An 18,763-nucleotide genomic window follows, 5' to 3' on the forward strand; every position below is an offset into this window, starting at 1 on the left:
CCGGAGATGCCGATCGGAATCGGACCGGATCACGACGCACTGGCCGACTCGCTCGCTCGGTTCGCTGCACGGCACACGCCTGTCGCACGTACCCGCGACCAGTTCGACCGGATCGCTCGTGGCGACACCCCTGACTTCTGGGAACAGCTGGTGCAGATGGGTATTCCCTCCCTGCATCTCGCAGAGGAGCACGGTGGTGCCGACGCCGGACTGCTCGAGCTCGCGGTGGCGCTCGAGCAGTCCGGATACGGACTGATCCCGGGACCGCTGCTGCCCACGGTCAGTGCAAGCGCTGTGATCTCGTCCCACGGCACCGATGCGGCGCGCACGACGCTGCTGCCGCGATTCGCATCCGGTACGACGGGTGCGCTGGGGCTCGCACCGGGCACTGTCACCCTCGACGGAGACGGCGACGAGGTGATCGCCTCAGGCACCACAGTGCCTGTGCTCGGTGCGCTCGGTGCGGAGATCCTCGTCCTGGCGGGTCGGTGCCGGGAGGAGACGGTCTGGTTCGTCGTGTCGGCAACGGATGCGGGTGTCGAGCGGCTCGGGGAGGAGGGTGTCGACCTGACCCGTGACGTTGGCCGGGTGCGGTTGTCCGAGAAACGAATTCCCGCGCAGAACATTCTCGGGGCCAGGGTCGACGAGATCGCCGCTCTCAATGCGGTCCTGCAGTGTGCCGAGGCGGTGGGTGTCGCGCGATGGGCGCAGGAGACGAGCCTTGCATACGCCAAGATCCGGGAGCAGTTCGGCCGTCCGATCGGATCGTTCCAGGCGATCAAGCACAAATGCGCCCAACTGTTCATCCGCGTCGAGGTGATGACGAATTCGGCGTGGGATGCGGCGGTGGCCGCGGACGGCGACGACCGGCAGCAGATCGCACTCACCGCTGCGCGTACCGCGACGGTGGTACGACGCGAGGCCGTCGACGTGGTACTCGAGGCACTCACCCTCCTCGGCGGTATCGGCAACACCTGGGAACACGACATCCACCTGTACTGGCGCCGCGTCGTCAGCCTGCTCGCACTCGGCGGATCACAGGACGAATGGGCCCGCCGGGCGGGCGAGCTGGCGATGACCACCGAACGCGAGTCCTCCCTCGTCACCGAGGACCGCCCGGACTTTCGAGCCGGGGTGGCAGCCACGATCGACGAGGCCGCAGGTCTCGACGCCGGGAAGGCGCGGGTGTTGCTCGCCGACCGCGGTCTCGTATCGCCGCACTACCCCGCCCCGTACGGGCTGGGCGCAGACACAGCCGGCCAGTTGATCATCGCGGAAGAGTTCGAGCGTGCCGGTCTGACACAGCCCAGCACGGTCATCGGTGAATGGGCGCTGCCCTCGATCCTGCAGTACGGGACCGAGGAGCAGTGCGAGCGCCTGATCGTCCCGACGTTGCGCGGCGAGATCATCTGGTGTCAATTGTTCTCCGAACCCGGAGCGGGCTCGGATCTGGCCTCGCTGACCACGTTCGCGACCAAGGTGGACGGTGGCTGGCGACTCGACGGCCGTAAGGTCTGGAATTCGAAGGCACGCGAGGCCCACTGGGGAATCTGCCTGGCACGCACCGATCGCGCTGCACCCAAGCACCGCGGCATCAGCTATTTCCTCGTCGACATGTCGACGCCCGGAGTCGAAGTACGTCCGCTGCGGGAAGCCAACGGCGACGAGATGTTCAACGAAGTCACCCTCGACGGAGTGTTCGTGTCCGACGCCGATCTCGTCGGTGCACCCGGCGAGGGATGGAAGGTGGCGCGGACGACGCTTGCAAACGAGCGGGTGTCGATGGGTCGCACGCCGGTCGTGGGACGCGATCGATTCGATCCCATCGAGGTGGTTCGCACACTCGACCCCGAGATCCGGCAGGATGCGATCCCAGCGCTCGGCCGGCTCACCTCCACGACCGGAGCGCTCGACGCGCTCGCGCACCGCAGTGTGCTGGGGCGCCTGTCCGGACGAGATCCGGGTGTCGAAGCGAGCGTGCTCAAAGCTGCTTCGGCGCAGCACATCACGGATGTCGCGGCACAAGTGCTCGAATGGTTCGGGCCGGAGGCTGCCGTCGGTAGCCTCGGAACGGATGTCAGCGGGGGAGGCCGTGCGGCCAAGGCGTACCTGTCGACGCCGTCGTTGCTGATCGGCGGGGGCACCCTGGAGATCCAGCTCAACGTGATTTCCGAGCAGATTCTGGGGCTGCCCCGAGAACCACGATGAGCACACGGATTCTCGGCGGCCGGACCGCGATCGTCACCGGTGCGAGCGAGGGGCTCGGGCGTGCCGAGGCCCTCGCGCTCTCCGCCGCGGGCGCCGATCTGGTGATCAACGCGCGGAGCGCGCGGATCGACGATGTCGCGGCCGAGATCCGCGATGCGGGTGGACGCGTGGTGACGTACGTCGGTGATATCGGCGAACAGGCCACCGCAGACCGGCTCGTCGCACTTGCGGTGGCCGAGTTCGGCGGACTCGACATTCTCGTGAACAACGCCGGAATCATCCGGGACCGCATGGTGTTCAACATGTCTGCGGAAGAATGGGACGATGTCGTCCGCGTAAATCTGCGCGGCACGTTTCTCACCACCCGCGCCGCGACCCACCATTGGCGGCGTCGTGCCGAGGAGACCGGGAATCCGGTATATGCCCGAATCGTGAACACGTCATCGGAGGCATACGCGACGGGCCCGCCCGGCGCAGCGAACTATGCGGCGTCGAAGGCGGGGGTCGTCGCGCTCACGATGTCGACGGCGCGAGGCTGCGGACGGTTCGGTGTGCGCGTCAACGCACTGTGCCCCCGTGCCCGGACCGCGATGACCGACGGCGTGTTCGACCCCGAGCCGCTGTCCGGAGACGACCCACTGTCGGTCGAACATGTGACCCCGCTTGTCGTCTACCTCGCATCACCTGCGGCCGAGCAGATCACCGGGCAGGTCCTGGTGGTGTACGGCGACCGGATCGATGTGATGTCGGCCCCCACGGTGCAGACCCACCTGACGTCGGCGTCGCGGTGGGAGCAGGAGGAACTGCACGAGGTTCTAGGCGGCCATCTTGCTCCGTCCTCGGCGGTGCAGGGCGACGAGGCAACTAGAATGCCGTCGTGACCGACTCCTTGGCCGTGCCGATGAGCCCCGACGACATGACCGACGGGCAGCGTCGGCGTCGGCGTCAGCTCACCACCGCGGTGATCGAGATGCTCGCCGAGACCGGTCCGGACGGCATCCAGATGCGTGAGGTCTCGGAGCGTTCCGGGGTGGCGATGGGCACTCTGTACCGATATTTCCCGGCCAAGCAACACCTCCTCGCTGCCGCGATGGTCGCCTGGAACGATATCCTCGCCGACCGGCTCGCGGCGGAACGCGAGTCGAGGGGGAGCCGAGCCCACGGCTCCGTCCTCGACCGCGTGATCGACCTCTACACACGGCAGATGAAGGCATTTCAGCGAGGTCCCCACTTCGCGCGACTCGAGGTCGAGCTGCAGACCTCCGGCGATCCCTATGTCCGGGACACGCTCGACGAGCGTTCTGCTGCCAACCGCACAGCCTTGTTCGAGCTGATGGACGGTGTTCCCGCCGAACGTGCTCGGCTCGCCTCGCTTGCGATCGGCAGCACGATGCTCAACTCATTGATCTTGTGGACCACCGGAAGAATCGCGTTTCCGGAGGCATTGCGAAACGTCCAGGATGTGACGCGGCTGGTGCTTGCGGAGTACGCGTGAGGCGATGAGCGTCCCTTCAGGGCATCGACCCCGCGCCGGGTGCCGATCAGTGAGACTTGCGACACAAAGGCCCTCTTCTCTCGGTATCAAGGAGACGTTGCGGACATCGACGGTGTCCGCACAATCCTCAGATGCTCGGCTGTGCCTGGCCGGATCCAGTGCTCCGCCAGGGAAGGAGTAGTGGATGCCCGATCTTCATGGTGTGTCCGACGTGCGCGCGGACGCCATCGCGCGACTGACGGCGCGGGACACGCCCTTCGAGATCGTCGACGAGCAGGTCCGTGGAATCACGATGCCGGTGCTCCGCAACAGGCACCGGTCGCTGAACGCGCTGCTCGCGGAGTCCGCGCGCTACGGCGATGCCGAATACCTGGTCTGCGGCGACCTCAGGTTGACCTTCACCGAACATCTGGCGCGTGTCGCGTCGCTCGCATACGAGTTGCGGACGCGATACGGCGTGGAACAGGGCGACCGGGTGGCGATTCTCTCCGCCAACAATGCCGAATGGATCATGTCCTTCTGGGCTGCGACGGCGCTCGGCGCAATCACGGTGGGAATGAACTCGCTGTGGTCCGCCCGGGAGATCCGATACGGCATGGAACTGGCCGCTCCGAAGGTGGTCATTGCCGACCGCCGGAGACGGGACTTGCTGGGTTCCGTCGATGCTGCAGTGCTCTCGATCGAAGACGACGTGCCGGTAATGGGGTCTGCCCACCCCGGTGCGGATCTACCCGAGGTGCAGATCGACGAGGACGATCCCGCGGTCATCCTGTTCACCAGCGGAACCACGGGCCGCGCCAAGGGTGCCACTCACTCGCACCGGAACATGGTTGCGGCCGTCGACTTCCATCGATTCAACGATGCGCTTGCGGCCGAACTCGGCCAGGCGCCGAATGCGCGCCGGTTCCTGCTCGCTACACCGCTGTTCCACATTGCGGCACTGCATAATCTGGCGGTACCGCGCCTTGCGTTCGGTGACACCGCGGTGATCAGCACCGGCCGATTCGATATCGAGTGTGTGTTGCGGCTGATCGAGCGGGAACGTCTCACCAACTGGGGCGCGGTACCGACGATGTTGACCCGGCTGCTCGAGCACGGCGATCTCTCCCGTTACGATCTGTCGTCGCTGCGCGCTGTCTCGATCAGCTCCGCACCGTCCTCGGAAGCGTTCAGAGCGCGGCTGCGGGAAATCCTTCCGGCGGCGGAACGGTCGCTCGGTACCAGTTATGGACTGACCGAATCCTCCTCTGCCGCAACGCTGGCGACGGTGGCCGATCTTGCCGGGCGTCCCGATACCGTCGGACGGCCGGTGCTCACGACTCGTGTCGAGATCCGGGACGAGGCCGGAGATCCGGTCGAGGACGGCGTCGAGGGCGAAATCTACTTGCGTGGCCCACTGATCATGCTCGGCTACTGGAACAATCCGGAGGCGACGGCCGCAGCTATCGACGAGTCCGGTTGGATGCGCACCGGCGACCTCGGCACGATGGAGGATGGATACCTCCGAATCAGCAGTCGGCGTTCGGATCTGATTCTCCGCGGCGGCGAGAACGTCTATCCGGCAGAGGTCGAGGCGGTTCTCGGGGAGCACCCGGCGGTGCGTGAGTGCATTGTTCTCGGAGTCGATCACGACGAGTACGGCGAGGAGGTCTGCGCGGTGGTCGTCGTGTCTCCGGGTGAGGGATTGACGGAATCGGAAGTCTCCGGCTTCGTTGCCGAACGTATCGCTCGCTACAAGGTGCCGACGCGGTGGATCTTCCGGACCGAGGACTTGCCGCGCAATGCGACGGGCAAGGTCAAGCAGGTCGATGTCCGGGCAGAGTTGCCGCGTTGGACGGTCATCGAAAGCAACTGAAAATACACAGTATTGGCGGATGCGCAGGCCTGGTCTGCGTGTCCGCTCAGTGCTGCCCGCCGGGCCGATGCCTGCGCTCGTGGGATGCGGCCGGGCGCCGACACGACGGCGGTGTGATCTCTTGCCAAGCAAGTGATCGGTGTTACAGTCATCACAGCGAACGGGTTCGCTGGATGGTCTGTGCTGCTTGGGTTTCGAGTCCGAGGATTCCGCTCGTCGGTCGAGTGACTCGCCCTCCCCGCTCCTTCCGTGCAGAGAGTTCCTGTGCTCGATCACTGGTTCGCGGGTATCTGAGAGGACACAATATGAGGAACAACTGGGTTCGTAAGTCACGCTTGATGGCTGTCTCTGCCGTGGGCTCCCTGGCGCTGGTGGCGTGTGGCGGCGGGGGTGTGTCCTCGACGACGGCCGGCGGGCCCACGGGTGAGCTCGACAGCGCTGCCGTCCTGCGTGTCACCGCAAGTGCACCTACACGCAATCTCGACCCGTATCTGCAGACCAGCTACGGCGGATGGGGTTACATCACACCGGTGTTCGACCGTTTGACGGTGGTCGACGGTGACGGCGCACTTAAGCCCGCGCTTGCGGAATCCTGGGAATTCGCACCGGACGGCACCTATCTCGAACTGAGGCTGCGCAAGGACGTCACCTTCCACGACGGCACACCCTTCGATGCCGCTGCAGTGGCTGCGAACATCGATCGCGGAAAGACCATGGAAGGCAGTACAGTCACCGCTGCTCTGAGTGATATCACGGGCGTCGAAGCAGTGGATGACCACACGGTTCGTCTGATGCTCGTGCCGGGGACCGGGGTGGAACTGCCGGGTGTGTTCACCACGAACGTGGGAATGATGGTCAGCCCGAGGGCGATCGAATCCGGAGCGGACCTACGCAACGATCCCGGCACGAGCGGCTCGGGCGCATTCCTCGTCCGCGAGTACATTCCGGAAGAGTCGCTGTCGCTGACCCGCGCGGAGGGGACGAACTGGGATCCCGAGGCGGGCAAGGTCCAGGCGATCGAATACGAGGCGATCTCGGACGCGAGCACCCGAATGAACGGCATCAAGACGGGCGCAACGGACTTGACGTGGGTCAGCTCCGCCAACGAGGTGGTCGAAGCTCAGGGACTGGGACAGTCCGGAGCGTTCGACGTCGACGAAGTTCGGTTCCGGAATGTTCTCGGGCTGTACATGCGTGCGCAGGGCGATCTCGCGAAACCCGAGGTTCGTCAGGCGGTGGCAACAGCGATCGATCCGGAAGCGATCAACGCCCTGTTCTCGGGTACGTGCACACCGAGCCGTCAGTTGTATCCGGCCGGAAGCTGGTCCGTGGACGAGTCGTACGTATACCCGTACACCTACGACGTGGACAAGGCCAGGTCCCTCGTGGAATCGGCTGGCGGTGCCCAGATCACACTGACATTCGCCGCGGGCACCAACACCGAGAAATCTGCGAATGTCCTCCAGTCTGCTCTCACCGACGCGGGGATCACTGCCGAACTCGATCCGGTCCCGAACGTGCAGAACGAGCCGCGATACATCGCGGGCGACTTCCAGTCGATGGTCGCGAACAGCTTCAGCCCCAAGGTCGATCCCGCGGAGACGGTCAACACCTTCGTCACAGGACCGTACGACTTGTCGAACGGCAACGCGGAGATCGAGGATCTCGCCACCAAGGCAGCAGATCCTGCGCTTTCCGAGGAGGAACGAGCAGCGCTGTACCAGCAGATCTGGGACCTGACCTTGCAAGAAGCGATGTTCGTGCCGATCTGCAACCAGACCAACGCCTCGGTATCCAACGGCAAGGTCACCGGCCTCGACGACATGCCGTGGGTGGATCTCGGCATCTTCGATGTGCGTCACGTCGGAATGACCGGATAGCCGGCCCGGGCAACGACATACGGGAAGGTTGGACGATGCTGTTGTACGCTGGGCGACGATTGCTGGCGGCGATTCCGCTGCTGCTGATCGTGCCGTTGCTGATATTTCTGTTGATCGACCTGGCGCCGGGGGATCCCGCGGTGATCCTCGCGGGCGAGGACCCGAGCCCGGAACGGCTCGAAGAGCTGCGGGCCACGCTGAATCTGGACCAGAACGTGTTCGTCCGATATCTGGACTGGGTCTGGGGAGTGCTCCAGGGCGACCTCGGAACCTCGCTCCTGTCCGATCAGGCGGTAGGCGATCTCCTGCTGCGGCGCATGGCGACGACGCTGTCGCTGGTGGCGTTCGCGATGGTCCTTGCGGTCGTGATCGGTGTCGTACTCGGAGTGGTGGCGTCGCTGCGTCCCGGTGGGCTTCTCGATCGGGGGATCAACGTCGTGGCGTCCGTCGCGATCGCGATTCCCGCATTCTGGTTCGGGCTCGTCCTGGTCTCGGTGTTCGCGGTGTCGAATCAGATCTTCCCTGCCTTCGGGTACGTGCCGCTCTCGGAGGGTGTCGTGCCGTGGTTCCAGCACCTCGTGCTGCCGGGCGTGGCGTTGGCCCTGCTGCCCGCGGCCGAGGTGACGGTGCAGTTGCGGTCGGCCCTCGGGCAGGTGATGAACAGCGATTACATCCTCAATGCCAAAGCGCGTGGGCTCGGGTCTGCAAGTGTCGTCCTGAAACATGGACTGAAGAACGCATGTATCCCGGTCGTTACGGTGCTCGGCTTCCGTGTCGCGGAGGTGCTCGGTGGTGCGGTGACGATCGAGATCATCTACAGCATGCCGGGCATGGGAAGCCTGGCGGTCAACAGCGTGCAGAACCACGACGTTCCTGTGTTGCTCGGATTCGTCCTGTTCACCACCTGCGTGGTCGTTGTCGTCAATCTGCTCGTCGACGTCTCGTACGGCTATTTCAACCCGAAGGTGCGCGCATGACATCGACACTGTCCGACACGGTGAACGTCGAGAACGCTGCCGGAATCGGCAGTCGTGTCACCGGATTCCTGCGACGGCGCCCGGGGACCGCGATCGCCGGTGCATTCGTGCTGCTGTTGATCGTGATGGCAGTCTTCGCTCCGATGATCGCGCCGTACGACCCGTACGCACAGGAGGTGGTCGACCGCCTGCAGCCGCCGTCGTCGGCGCACTGGCTGGGCACCGACGACTACGGGCGGGACGTGCTCAGCCGGCTGATCTACGGAGCCCGTATCTCGTTGCAGGCGTCGGTGCAGGCCGTCGCTCTCGCACTTGTACTCGGCCTGCCGCTGGGCGTGATCGCCGGTTACCGTGGCAGCTGGGTGGATTCCGTGCTCACCCGCATCATGGATGCGTTGATGAGTGCTCCGTCGCTCGTTCTGGCGATCACCATCGTCGCTGTCCTCGGCACGGGAATCACCAACGCCATGCTGGCGGTGGGCCTGGTGATGGCGCCACGGTTCTTCCGGGTGGCCAGGGCAACGACGATGGACGTGCGCGGCGACACCTATATCGAGGCATCGATTGCGTTGGGATGCAGTACCTTCCGTGTCATCGGACGGCACATCCTTCCCAACGTGATGCCCCCTGTCGTGCTGGTGATCTCCGTGTCGCTCGGGACCGCGGTGGCAGCCGAGGCCAGCTTGAGCTTCCTGGGGCTCGGCGCAGCGCCTCCCGCCGCGAGCTGGGGGGCGATGCTCAGCACCGCTGCATCGAACATGCAGCTGGCTCCCCATCTGGTGTGGCCGCCCGGGGTGATGATCTTTCTGACCGTGCTGGCGTTCACCTACCTCGGTGACGGTGTTCGCCGGGCGCTGACGAGGAGTCGTAATGGCAGCAACTGACACTCTCACCCGACTCGAGAAGGTGCCACCGGGACGCGACTCGCCCCTGCTTCGAGTACGCGACCTGACGGTCCAGTTCCGCGCGGGTCGCAAGGAGTGGGTGACAGCCGTGCAGGACGTGTCGTTCGACGTGGCGGCCGGGGAATCGGTTGCCCTTGTCGGCGAGTCCGGTTCCGGAAAAACCGTCTCGTCGCTCGCTGTGATGGGTCTGACGGGGGACACCGGAGGCAGGGTCTCGCACGGCAGCGTCGAATTCGACGGGCGCGATCTGGTGGCGGGCACGCCGGCGCAGTGGCGGGCACTGCGCGGGACAGGGATGGGCATGATCTTCCAGCAGCCCATCCGCAGTCTCAATCCCGCGTATACCGTCGGCGATCAGATCGCCGAATCAGTCCGTAAGCACCTCGGTCTCGACCGCAAGGCTGCGATGGCACGCGCAGTGGAAATGCTCGAGCTGGTGCAGATTCCACGTGCAGCCGAGCGAGTGCGCGAGTATCCGCACGCATTCAGTGGCGGCATGTGCCAGCGGGTGATGATCGCGATGGTCATGGCCTGCAACCCGCGCCTGCTCATCGCGGACGAGCCGACCACCGCGTTGGACGTGACCGTGCAGAAGACGATCCTGCAGTTGCTGCGGGATCTGCAGGAGCAGACCGGGGTTGCGCTGTTGTTCGTCACCCACGATCTGGGCGTCGTGGCCGAACTGTGTGAGCGCGTCGTGGTCATGTATGCGGGGGAGGTGATCGAGGACGGCACGGTCGACGATGTGTTCTCGGTCCCGCAGCACCCGTACACGTCGGGCCTGTTGTCGTCGATCCCGCGTCCCGGGATGAGCTCCGACCGGAGGCTAGCAGCGATCCCGGGGCGCATCCCCGCGGCGGGGGAATGGCCTTCCGGTTGCCACTTCCACAATCGCTGTCCCCATGCCCGGACGGGACTTTGTGACAACACCCATCCGGTGCTGGTTGAGACCACGTCCGGTCGTTCCGCTCGTTGTCTGCGCGTGACGGATCTGGAACTGCAAGGAGTGACGGGGGCATGAGCCTGCTCGAAGTAGCCAACCTGACCAAGTCGTTCCCGACCGGACGCAGCCTGCTGGGGCGCCGCACCGGATGGACGCATGCCGTGCGCGATGTGTCGTTCACTCTCGACGCGGGCGAGTGCCTTGCTGTCGTCGGTGAATCCGGCGCGGGTAAATCCACTGTGGGACGCATGGTGCTCCGCTTGATAGAGCCGGACTCGGGCACTGTCCTGTTCGATGGTGAAGACGTGCTGGCGGCGAAACCTGCACGGCTACGCGAGATGCGGCGCAGTATGCAGATGATCTTCCAGGATCCGCACAGTTCACTCGATCCGCGGATGACAGTACTCGACGCGGTCGTCGAGCCGCTGATCGTGCATACCGACATGGACCGGGCGGCCCGCGGGCGTCGTGCCGAGGAACTGCTCGACAAGGTCGGTATCGGGTCGCGCTATCTGGGCCGCTATCCGGCAGAACTGTCGGGTGGCCAGCTCCAGCGGGTCGCGATTGCGCGTGCGTTGACTCTCGAGCCGGACATGATCGTATGTGACGAGCCGGTCGCCGCTCTCGACGTGTCGGTACGCGCCCAAGTTCTCAATCTGCTCCGCGATCTGCAGGAAGAACTCGGCCTCGCCTATCTGTTCGTGTGCCACGATCTTGCCCTCATCGAGGTCATTGCAGATCGTGTGCTGGTGATGAAATCGGGCACCGTAGTCGAATCGGGTGCCGTCGATCAGATCTACAAGTCGCCCCGCGAGGAGTACACGCGGGAGCTGCTCGACGCGATTCCGGTGCCCGTCCCGAGGGCCGCGCGACAACCATGAGTTTCTGTGTCGCGGAGTTCCTACGGTGCGGCGCGTACCTCCGCGCGAGGTGATCGCGCGGAGGTCTTCGGCTGCCGACGGTTCTCCCCCTGGTGGTGGAGCGCTCGCGAGATACGTCGAGTCGCGGACCAGACCAGTGGTGCGATGTTCGACAGCTCTACCGTGCCGACGCAGGAGACCGAGATTGCAGCTTCGATACCGTTGGGGCCGGTGATCGGCGCCGCAACAGAGCTGATGGCCATATGGCATGCGCGACGGGGAATGACGTCGAGCCCGTGGCGCTGACGGATCCGGTTCAGCCTGTGGTGCAGGGCGTCCAGGTCGGAGCGGGAATGTACGCGGGGCCCTGCCGTCAGCAGTGCGTCGACCTGTTCGGGTTCGAGTCCGGCAAGGAGTACCCGACCGCTGATCGTGCTCTCGGCGGGTAGGTAGGTGGCGACCTGGGAGGGGATGGCTGCGCTCGCGGCACCGCCGATCCGGTCGAGGAAGTATGTGGAGGCGCCCTCGAGGACTGTGAGGTGAACGACTCCGCGGGTGCTCGCGTGCAGGTCGTTCAGTATTCCCGATGCGGCTCCGCGTAGCCGCGAGTGGTCTTTGGTCCGGTTCATCGTGAACATTCGCGGACCCAGCCGGTAGCCGCGGGAGTGGTGCTCGATCCACCCCTGTTCGATGAGCTGGGCAAGGAGCCGGAAGACGGTGGAACGCGGTAGACCCGTGATATCGGTGATCTCTTCGAGGTACATCCGATCGGGGCCGGAGGCGATTGCGTCGAGAATCAGGGTGAACCGTTCCACGACGCCTGGGCGCTGGGCCGGTGCTTTCGGTGCCGAACTCGATTCGCTTCGCATCAATGTCATTGAACGACCTCCTGTGCGGCACTATACCAAGCAATTGCTTGGTAGTTCTACCGGGAATGCGGCTCGTCCCGCGCATGCGGGTTCGGCGCCAAACCGTTCAGAAGTGAATCGACCACATCGATGATCAGTTCGTCGTCCAGTGGGTCGAGCGTCTTGTTGTTGCTCATGACGTAGATCCCCTGCAGGGTCGCGAAGAAAACGGTGCCGATGGTCCGAGCCTCTCCTGCGAGTTCGCCTTTGGACAGGCCGATGTCTACGAGGGCAGCTACCGGAGCGAAGCTCGCAGCGCGGGCGTGCCTCAATTCGGAAGTGACGTCTCCCTGCCGGTAGCGCGACATGAGCTCCACCAGTGCGGGGTTGTCGGTCGAGAACCGGACGAAGGTTACTGCCACGTCGTGCAGGGTGGCCACGAAGCTGCGGCCCTCGATCGTGGCCGCAGCGTCCAAGGTATTACCCAGCCGGCGGAATCCCTCGATGGCGAGCGCTTCCAGAAGTGCGGCTTTATCGGCGAAATGGCGACTCGGTGCGCTGTGGCTGACCCCGACCGCGCGGGCGAGTTCGCGCAAGGACAGTCCGGATTCCCCGGATGCCTGCAGTAGTTCTTCGGCTTTCGTCAGGAGTGCGGCGCGAAGATCTCCGTGATGGTAGCCCTTGGTCATGTGGGGGAACTCTAGCAAACGCCGCCGCAATGTAGTCATTGACAACATTGCGGCGCGCATCTAAGGTTCCGATGGACGAAGAAGGGTGCGTTCATGATCACAAACATGATTTCTCCATCCATCGGTGTTGAGATTCAAGGGATCTCGGAGTCCGGATTCACGGATCCGGATATCGCGTCGACCACCTCGGAACTACTGGCCCGCCACGGCGTCGTCGTTTTTCCTCGGGCGCATATTTCCGATGCAGACCTGGTTGCCTTCAGCCGAATGCTCGGAGATGTGGTGGTAGCGAAGATGGGCGGGCTTCCGGGCTTTCCGGAAATCTCGCCGGTCACCCTGGATCCCAGCAGAAGCGAGCTGGCGCGGGTGCGCCGCAGCACCGTGTTCTGGCACGTCGACGGTGTTACCGACGACATCCCGCAGAAGGCCACGCTGCTGACTGCGCGCGCAGTCTCCGAAGGTGAGGGCGATACCGAATTCGCGAATACCTACGCGGCCTACGATGCCCTGCCACAGTCACGGAAGGCCGAACTGGCCCAGTACCGAGTGGTTCACAGTATGGCGGCCGCACAATCACTGACGCACCCCGAAGCCACTCGGAAGCAGAAGGATGCGTGGAATCAACTTCCCGCACGAGAACACCCGCTGGTCTGGAAGCACAGGGACGGCCGCCACTCGCTACTGATCGGAGCGACCGCCGGGCAGGTTGTCGGGATGACTCCCGAGGAGGGACGCGCGCTGCTGGACGACGTGCTGGACTGGGCGACGCAACCGCAGTTCGTGCTCCGTCATCGCTGGCAGGTCGGCGACCTCGTAATGTGGGACAACACAGGGCTTCTTCACCGGGCATTGCCGTACGAGCCCACATCACCTCGCCTGATGCATCGCACCACGCTGGTGGGTGAGGAAGCGGTCGCATAGCCGCATTGCTTCCGGGTTTGCAGAATCATGGATGGACGAACAGAAGGACGAAGCGACATGGCACGAATCGAACCACTGGCTCTGCGCGAGTTCCCCAAGGAGATGCGTGGGGCGCTCGCTGCGATGACCCCACCGAACCCCCGGCATCCGCAGCCGTCGACGGAGGGGCGCCCCAAAGCGCTCAACACATTGGGCACGTTCGCGCACCACCCGGAACTGGCAAAGGCGTACTTCACTCTCAACGGGCACCTCCTCATGGCGACCACCCTGTCGGAGCGTCAGCGCGAACTGCTCATTCTGCGAGTATCGGTGGTGCGCGACTCGGGATACGAATGGATTCAGCATGTCTTCATGGCGAGGGATGCCGGTCTCTCCGACGAGGAGATCAGCCGGGTCACATTCGGCCCGACGGCACCGCTCTGGGACGAACTCGATGGTGCGATGCTGAAATCCGTCGATGAACTGATCGTGGACGGCGAGATCAGCACATCTACGTGGAAGGTGCTGGCTGCGCACCTCGACGTTCAGCAGATTCTCGACCTGATTTTCACTGTGGGTAGCTACGACATGCTCGCGCGCATGTTCAGGTCATTCCAGCTCGAGATCGACGACGACATCAAGGATCTGGTCGCGAAGCGTGCCGCCGAAGCGCAGTAGAGGCGGCCGATCCAGCCAGTACGACCGGGGAGACTTCGTCGAGAACCGGTTCGGTGTGCAGCGCGCGGGGCATGAGGCCACCGGGAGCAAATCTGCTGTCATCCATTCTGTTTCCTGAAGAACGAGTCATGCGAGAATGGTCTGCATGAACACGGTGTCTCGAGCACGGACCGCACCCAAGAACATGGCATGGATCCCCGGCGGCACATTCTGGATGGGCTCGGACGAGTTCTATCCGGAGGAACGCCCGGCCCACCAGGTATCTGTGGACGGATTCTTCATGGACGAACATCACGTCACCGTCGCAGAGTTTCGACGCTTCGTGAAAGACACCGGGTACGTCACCACAGCGGAACTGCAGCCCCGCGCAGAGGATTATCCCGATGCTGATCCTGCTCTGCTGGTCCCGGGTTCACTCGTCTTCGTTTCGCCCCCCGGCCCGGTGCCGCTCGACGACTTCCGCAGATGGTGGTCGTGGATGCCGGGCGCCAACTGGCGCATGCCGGAAGGGCCGGGAAGCAGCATTGCCGGACGCGAACGTCACCCTGTGGTGCACGTGTCGTATTTCGACGCACTGTCCTTCGCCGAGTGGGCGGGCAAAGAGCTTCCGACCGAAGCGGAGTGGGAGTTCGCGGCACGCGGAGGTCTCGACCGGGCGCGCTTCGTGTGGGGTGACGAGTTCGCTCCGCGCGGACGATTTCGAGCCAACACCTGGCAGGGTGAGTTTCCATGGGAGAACACCGCCGACGACGGATTCGTCGGCACCTCGCCTGTGGGGTCGTACGGACCCAATGGATATGGTCTGGTCGACATGGCAGGCAACGCGTGGCAGTGGACCACCGACCTCTTCACCACGCAGCATGGAGCAGATGGTCGCGAGACCTCTCCTGCTCACGCGTGCTGCATTCCAGCGAACCCGCGTTCGAGCGCCGGCGAGGGTGAGGAAAACTATCCGAGCCGTGTGATCAAGGGGGGCTCACACCTGTGCGCTCCGAACTACTGCCTGCGTTATCGCCCGGCTGCACGACAAGCCGAAACCGTCGAAACATCAACGTGTCACATAGGTTTCCGCTGTATCGTCCGGCCATGATGACGAGCGGCAGGTGGGACGCGCCGAAGACGTGTGCCACCTGACACAGTCCTCTCCTTCGCGGTGGTCAGTGCGGAACGTCGCCGATGATCGCGACCCGCTCCATGACGCGGCGGTGGGGGAAGTAGTCGCTCGTCGCGTAGTGCTGTGTTGCCCGATTATCCCAGAATGCAATCGAATTGGGTTCCCAGTGAAAGCGGCATTGGAAGTCCGGTACTTTTGCCTGGTCGATCAGGTGGCGCAGAAGTTGTTGTCCTTCAACCGGGTCGAGATCCGTTATGTGCGTTGTGAAAAGGCTGTTCACGAACAGTGTCCGTCGGCCCGTCTCGGGATGGATCCGCACGATCGGATGCCGGACCGGCGGGTAGGTCTCCTTCATCTGCTCGAGGCGCTCAGCAGTCATTCCGCGACCGAAGGACGGGACGAAATCGTGTACTGCGGTGAGGGTGTCGATTTTGCTCTTGATTTCGTCGGAGAGGCAGTCGTAGGCGTTTCCCATATCCGCCCACAGGGTGTCGCCGCCTGCCTGAGGGACTTCGAGCGCGCGCAGGACGGAACCCAAAGGCGGGCGCTGCTGCCAGGTGACGTCGACGTGCCAGATGTTCTCCGTTCCAGGATCGTCCTGGCTTCTCTCGAAGTGCACCACCTCGGGAACGTCACCCTGGGGGAGAAACGGGTGAACTTCGAGCTCGCCCCAGTGCCTGGCGAAGTCGCGGTGTTGTGCTGGAGTGAGGTCCTGGTCGCGGAAGAAGAGCACCTTCCATTCCAGCAGTGCACGACGCAGCTCGTCGATCTGCTCTTCGGCCAGGTCGCGGAGGTCTACTCCGGTGACGGTGGCTCCGATGTATGGGGTCACCGGATCGAGATGGAGGGTTGTGTACGGCTCGGTCGCGTTGCCGTCGACCGTGCGACGAAGCAACCGTGGGCCGAATTCGATTGTGTGATCGCCGATTTCTACGGTTCTGGATGTGATTGCGCTTGCCATGGTGCTCCTGTCCGGTCTGCGAGCAGCGCGCCCACCGCCATATCGATCAAGTGGTCGACGGTGTCGGCGAAGCTCGTGAGTTGGGGAAGTCCTTCGGCGCTGCGCTGTTCGACGAGAGCGAGCGCGGAGATCATCATGTTGAACATCAGATCGATTCGTGTGAGAGCTACGCGCCGCGGAAGATGCGTCAGTGCATCTACGAGCATTTCGACGATGTCTCTGCCGGCGTCCTGGACCTCGCTGAGTTCCGCGAGAGTGGAGATTGCGGATGGCGAGACGCGCGCGAGGAACCGGGCGTAGTAGCTTCCATCAGGGATCTCGGCGAGAAACTCGGTGAGGGGCCGGATCTCGGCTTCAACGAGGGCGCGGACGTCACTTCCCCGCCCGGCCCGTTCGACGTCGTCGAGGTAGGCGCGTCGCACCTGATTGATCGAACGCATTCTATCCTGAAAAATGGCCAGTAGCAGCCCTTCTCGACTCCCGAAATGATACTGCACCGCCGAGTTGTTCCGTTGCCCGGCAGCCGTCGCGATATCGCGCATGGACACCCCTTCGATGCCATGTGCGGCATACAGCTGCTCGGCTGCGTCGAGGAGGGCCTGGCGGGAATCGGCTGCCGATGACATGTGCTCAACGTATTCGACCCCGGCGGGGGAGTCAAGACACTGACTTAAATGTGTCGAAAGTGCCGCTGTACTCCTGGTTTGACGTCGATCCACGGCGGGCGGTGCCGGACGCTCCTTGGTCCCGCTCAGTGGGACAGGATGGACGAGTGCCGAAAATTCGTGATTAGCGTCACCCCCCCAGCTGGGCTGGTGTCATCCCCGCATCCGAAGAGTTCAGGCGTGGACTGCCGCCGCGTCGCAGTCTTTTCTTTCCTCCTCGTCCTCGACTCACTCGAACAAAGGACAACTCTGGTGCATTATTCGGCTTCTCCGACAGCAGGCGCATCCAAGCGGCAACTGTTTGCCATGCTCGGCGTCATCATCTTGTTCTCGGAGATCGCAACTTTCGAGATCCTGATGGTGTACCCGGCTGTGCCACACATCGCCGAGGAATTCCGCACACTCAACGTGGCATGGGTCATCTCCATCGTCACCCTTGCAGGTGCGACCCTCATGCCGCTGATCGGGAAGGTTTCCGACAAGGTCGGCAAGAAGCGCGTCATCATGGTGCTGGCCGCCGTGTTCGTGTTGGGAAGTCTGCTCAGTGCCGTGGCGCCGTCCTTCGAACTCATGCTCGCCGGTCGTGCGGCGCAGGGAGCTCTTGTGGGCATCGTGGCGCTGTCGTACAGCCTTGTGCGTGACGTCATGCCGCGCGACTTCGTGCCGATCGCACTGGGCGTGGTCGCGACTGGGATCGGGATGTCCGCCATCGTCGGACCATTCGTTGCGGGATGGCTGATCGACGGCTTCGGCTTCCGAGCGGTGTTCTTCTTCCTGGCGATCTACGTGACGGTGTTGATCCCGTTGTATGCCGCCGTGGTGCCGGAAAGCCCGGTACGGGCCGATCGTCCCGTCGACTACCTCGGCACGCTGCTGCTGGGTCCCGGTGTCGCGGTTCTGCTCGTCGGTGTCAGCAAGGGCCCGACGTGGGGATGGTCGTCTGCAACGACCTTGGCGCTGTTGGCCATCGGTGTACTGATGCTGGTGCTGTTCGTCGTGCGCCAGCGCACCACGGCGTATCCCCTCATCGACCTGACGATCCTGTTCGGTCGCAGGTTCGGGCCCACAGTACTCGCGGTCGCGTGCGTGGGGTACATGATGAACGCGCACGCGCTGATGATGCCGACGCTGCTGCAGACTCCGGCAGGGATCCCTGGAAACTTGTACGGAGCGGGCCTGACCGCGACGGTATACGCGTTGTGGACCTGTGCACTCGGACTGTCCGCGATGTTGGCAGGCCCCCTCGGCGGATACTGTGCGAAGAAGTTCGGTCCGCGCCAGGTGCTGATCGCATCAGGTGTGCTGTTCGTGCTCGTGATGTTCCTCGGTTCCCAGCTGCCGACGTCGCTGGGGCAGGTCGTTGTGATCAGCGCGTTGGCCGGAGTGGCGGTCGGCTTCCTGCATTCGTCCAACGCGAATCTCGTTCAGGATGCCCTTCCGTCCGAACACAGTGGCGTGGGATCGACGATTGCCGGCGTCGGGATGCAGTTGACGTCGTCGGTTGCTGTGACGGTGACGGGTGTCGTCATGGCGGGCCACCTCAGCGGTGTCGGCGCAGGCGACCGGGCCGTGGTGTACGCGGATTCCGCGTTCGTCTACGGTTTCGGATCTGCTGCGCTCGTCGGTGTGGTCGGTCTGGTGATCGCCGTGCTCATGAAGCACGGGCGCGCGCCCGCCACCGGCGGCTTGCAAGCATCGGAAACGCCCGCGGGACCTACTCATCATCACGAGAGTGTCTGACCACCGTCACGAATCCCACTACTCTTTCATTCCGGAAGGAATTCG

General features: G+C 64.0%; 17 protein-coding genes. 13 read left to right on the forward strand and 4 right to left on the reverse strand.

From position 1 onward, the window contains the following. Positions 1 to 6: 6 nt before the first annotated feature. The 9 genes from ACZ46K_RS06835 to ACZ46K_RS06875 all read left to right on the forward strand — a co-directional run bounded on the left by ACZ46K_RS06835 (position 7) and on the right by ACZ46K_RS06875 (position 11,144). On the forward strand, positions 7 to 2,208 hold the full coding sequence (locus tag ACZ46K_RS06835) for an acyl-CoA dehydrogenase (protein WP_464747314.1): 2,202 nt from the start codon (positions 7 to 9) through the stop codon (positions 2,206 to 2,208). Continuing rightward, positions 2,205 to 3,089, forward strand: coding sequence for an SDR family NAD(P)-dependent oxidoreductase (locus ACZ46K_RS06840; RefSeq protein ID WP_454841999.1), 885 nt, complete (start codon positions 2,205 to 2,207; stop codon positions 3,087 to 3,089). The genes ACZ46K_RS06835 and ACZ46K_RS06840 overlap by 4 nt, the downstream gene beginning before the upstream one ends. A 20-nt stretch (positions 3,090 to 3,109) precedes the next feature. Next, positions 3,110 to 3,703, forward strand: a complete 594-nt coding sequence (locus ACZ46K_RS06845; RefSeq protein WP_054809831.1) for a TetR family transcriptional regulator — start codon at positions 3,110 to 3,112, stop codon at positions 3,701 to 3,703. 184 nt (positions 3,704 to 3,887) lie between these two features. Then, entirely contained in the window at positions 3,888 to 5,558 is a 1,671-nt protein-coding gene (casG, locus tag ACZ46K_RS06850; protein ID WP_054804931.1) for a steroid-24-oyl-CoA synthetase, read from the forward strand. Positions 5,559 to 5,863: 305 nt separating this feature from the next. Then, a complete protein-coding gene (locus ACZ46K_RS06855; RefSeq protein WP_440126669.1) occupies positions 5,864 to 7,438 on the forward strand; it encodes an ABC transporter substrate-binding protein in 1,575 nt (524 codons plus the stop codon). Between the two features lie 35 nt (positions 7,439 to 7,473). Beyond that, on the forward strand, positions 7,474 to 8,415 hold the full coding sequence (locus tag ACZ46K_RS06860) for an ABC transporter permease (RefSeq protein ID WP_440126668.1): 942 nt from the start codon (positions 7,474 to 7,476) through the stop codon (positions 8,413 to 8,415). Beyond that, a complete protein-coding gene (locus tag ACZ46K_RS06865) occupies positions 8,412 to 9,299 on the forward strand; it encodes an ABC transporter permease (protein WP_054804932.1) in 888 nt (295 codons plus the stop codon). Before ACZ46K_RS06860 ends, ACZ46K_RS06865 begins: the two co-directional genes overlap by 4 nt. Next, positions 9,286 to 10,341 carry an ABC transporter ATP-binding protein gene (locus tag ACZ46K_RS06870; RefSeq protein WP_454841997.1) on the forward strand — a complete coding sequence of 352 codons (1,056 nt, stop codon included), beginning with the start codon at positions 9,286 to 9,288 and terminating at the stop codon, positions 10,339 to 10,341. The genes ACZ46K_RS06865 and ACZ46K_RS06870 overlap by 14 nt, the downstream gene beginning before the upstream one ends. Further along, positions 10,338 to 11,144 carry an ATP-binding cassette domain-containing protein gene (locus ACZ46K_RS06875; protein WP_054804933.1) on the forward strand — a complete coding sequence of 269 codons (807 nt, stop codon included), beginning with the start codon at positions 10,338 to 10,340 and terminating at the stop codon, positions 11,142 to 11,144. Before ACZ46K_RS06870 ends, ACZ46K_RS06875 begins: the two co-directional genes overlap by 4 nt. Before the next feature lie 20 nt (positions 11,145 to 11,164). On the opposite strand, the gene ACZ46K_RS06880 is transcribed toward ACZ46K_RS06875, so the two are convergent. Both ACZ46K_RS06880 and ACZ46K_RS06885 read right to left on the reverse strand, forming a co-directional pair. After that, complete coding sequence (locus ACZ46K_RS06880; RefSeq protein WP_440126664.1) at positions 11,165 to 12,001, reverse strand: IclR family transcriptional regulator; 837 nt, start codon at positions 11,999 to 12,001, stop codon at positions 11,165 to 11,167. A gap of 47 nt (positions 12,002 to 12,048) precedes the next feature. Then, positions 12,049 to 12,660: a TetR/AcrR family transcriptional regulator gene (locus ACZ46K_RS06885; RefSeq protein WP_454841996.1), complete on the reverse strand. Its 612-nt coding sequence runs from the start codon at positions 12,658 to 12,660 to the stop codon at positions 12,049 to 12,051. 105 nt (positions 12,661 to 12,765) lie between these two features. Between ACZ46K_RS06885 and ACZ46K_RS06890 the strand changes: the two genes are divergently transcribed. The 3 genes from ACZ46K_RS06890 to ACZ46K_RS06900 all read left to right on the forward strand — a co-directional run bounded on the left by ACZ46K_RS06890 (position 12,766) and on the right by ACZ46K_RS06900 (position 15,328). Further along, on the forward strand, positions 12,766 to 13,581 hold the full coding sequence (locus ACZ46K_RS06890; RefSeq protein WP_464747318.1) for a TauD/TfdA dioxygenase family protein: 816 nt from the start codon (positions 12,766 to 12,768) through the stop codon (positions 13,579 to 13,581). A gap of 57 nt (positions 13,582 to 13,638) precedes the next feature. Beyond that, positions 13,639 to 14,238 carry a carboxymuconolactone decarboxylase family protein gene (locus ACZ46K_RS06895; RefSeq protein WP_454841994.1) on the forward strand — a complete coding sequence of 200 codons (600 nt, stop codon included), beginning with the start codon at positions 13,639 to 13,641 and terminating at the stop codon, positions 14,236 to 14,238. Positions 14,239 to 14,422: 184 nt separating this feature from the next. Beyond that, complete coding sequence (locus ACZ46K_RS06900) at positions 14,423 to 15,328, forward strand: formylglycine-generating enzyme family protein (RefSeq protein WP_464749252.1); 906 nt, start codon at positions 14,423 to 14,425, stop codon at positions 15,326 to 15,328. A gap of 67 nt (positions 15,329 to 15,395) precedes the next feature. Here ACZ46K_RS06900 and ACZ46K_RS06905 read toward each other — a convergent pair whose 3' ends face one another. Both ACZ46K_RS06905 and ACZ46K_RS06910 read right to left on the reverse strand, forming a co-directional pair. Next, on the reverse strand, positions 15,396 to 16,313 hold the full coding sequence (locus tag ACZ46K_RS06905; RefSeq protein ID WP_054804937.1) for a TauD/TfdA dioxygenase family protein: 918 nt from the start codon (positions 16,311 to 16,313) through the stop codon (positions 15,396 to 15,398). After that, positions 16,283 to 16,939 carry a TetR/AcrR family transcriptional regulator gene (locus ACZ46K_RS06910; RefSeq protein ID WP_054804938.1) on the reverse strand — a complete coding sequence of 219 codons (657 nt, stop codon included), beginning with the start codon at positions 16,937 to 16,939 and terminating at the stop codon, positions 16,283 to 16,285. Before ACZ46K_RS06910 ends, ACZ46K_RS06905 begins: the two co-directional genes overlap by 31 nt. 291 nt (positions 16,940 to 17,230) lie before the next feature. Between ACZ46K_RS06910 and ACZ46K_RS06915 the strand changes: the two genes are divergently transcribed. Further along, positions 17,231 to 18,718: an MFS transporter gene (locus ACZ46K_RS06915; protein WP_464747322.1), complete on the forward strand. Its 1,488-nt coding sequence runs from the start codon at positions 17,231 to 17,233 to the stop codon at positions 18,716 to 18,718. The last annotated feature ends 45 nt before the right edge of the window (positions 18,719 to 18,763 follow it).

It is taken from the genome of Rhodococcus sp. JCM 9793 (genome assembly GCF_055380405.1).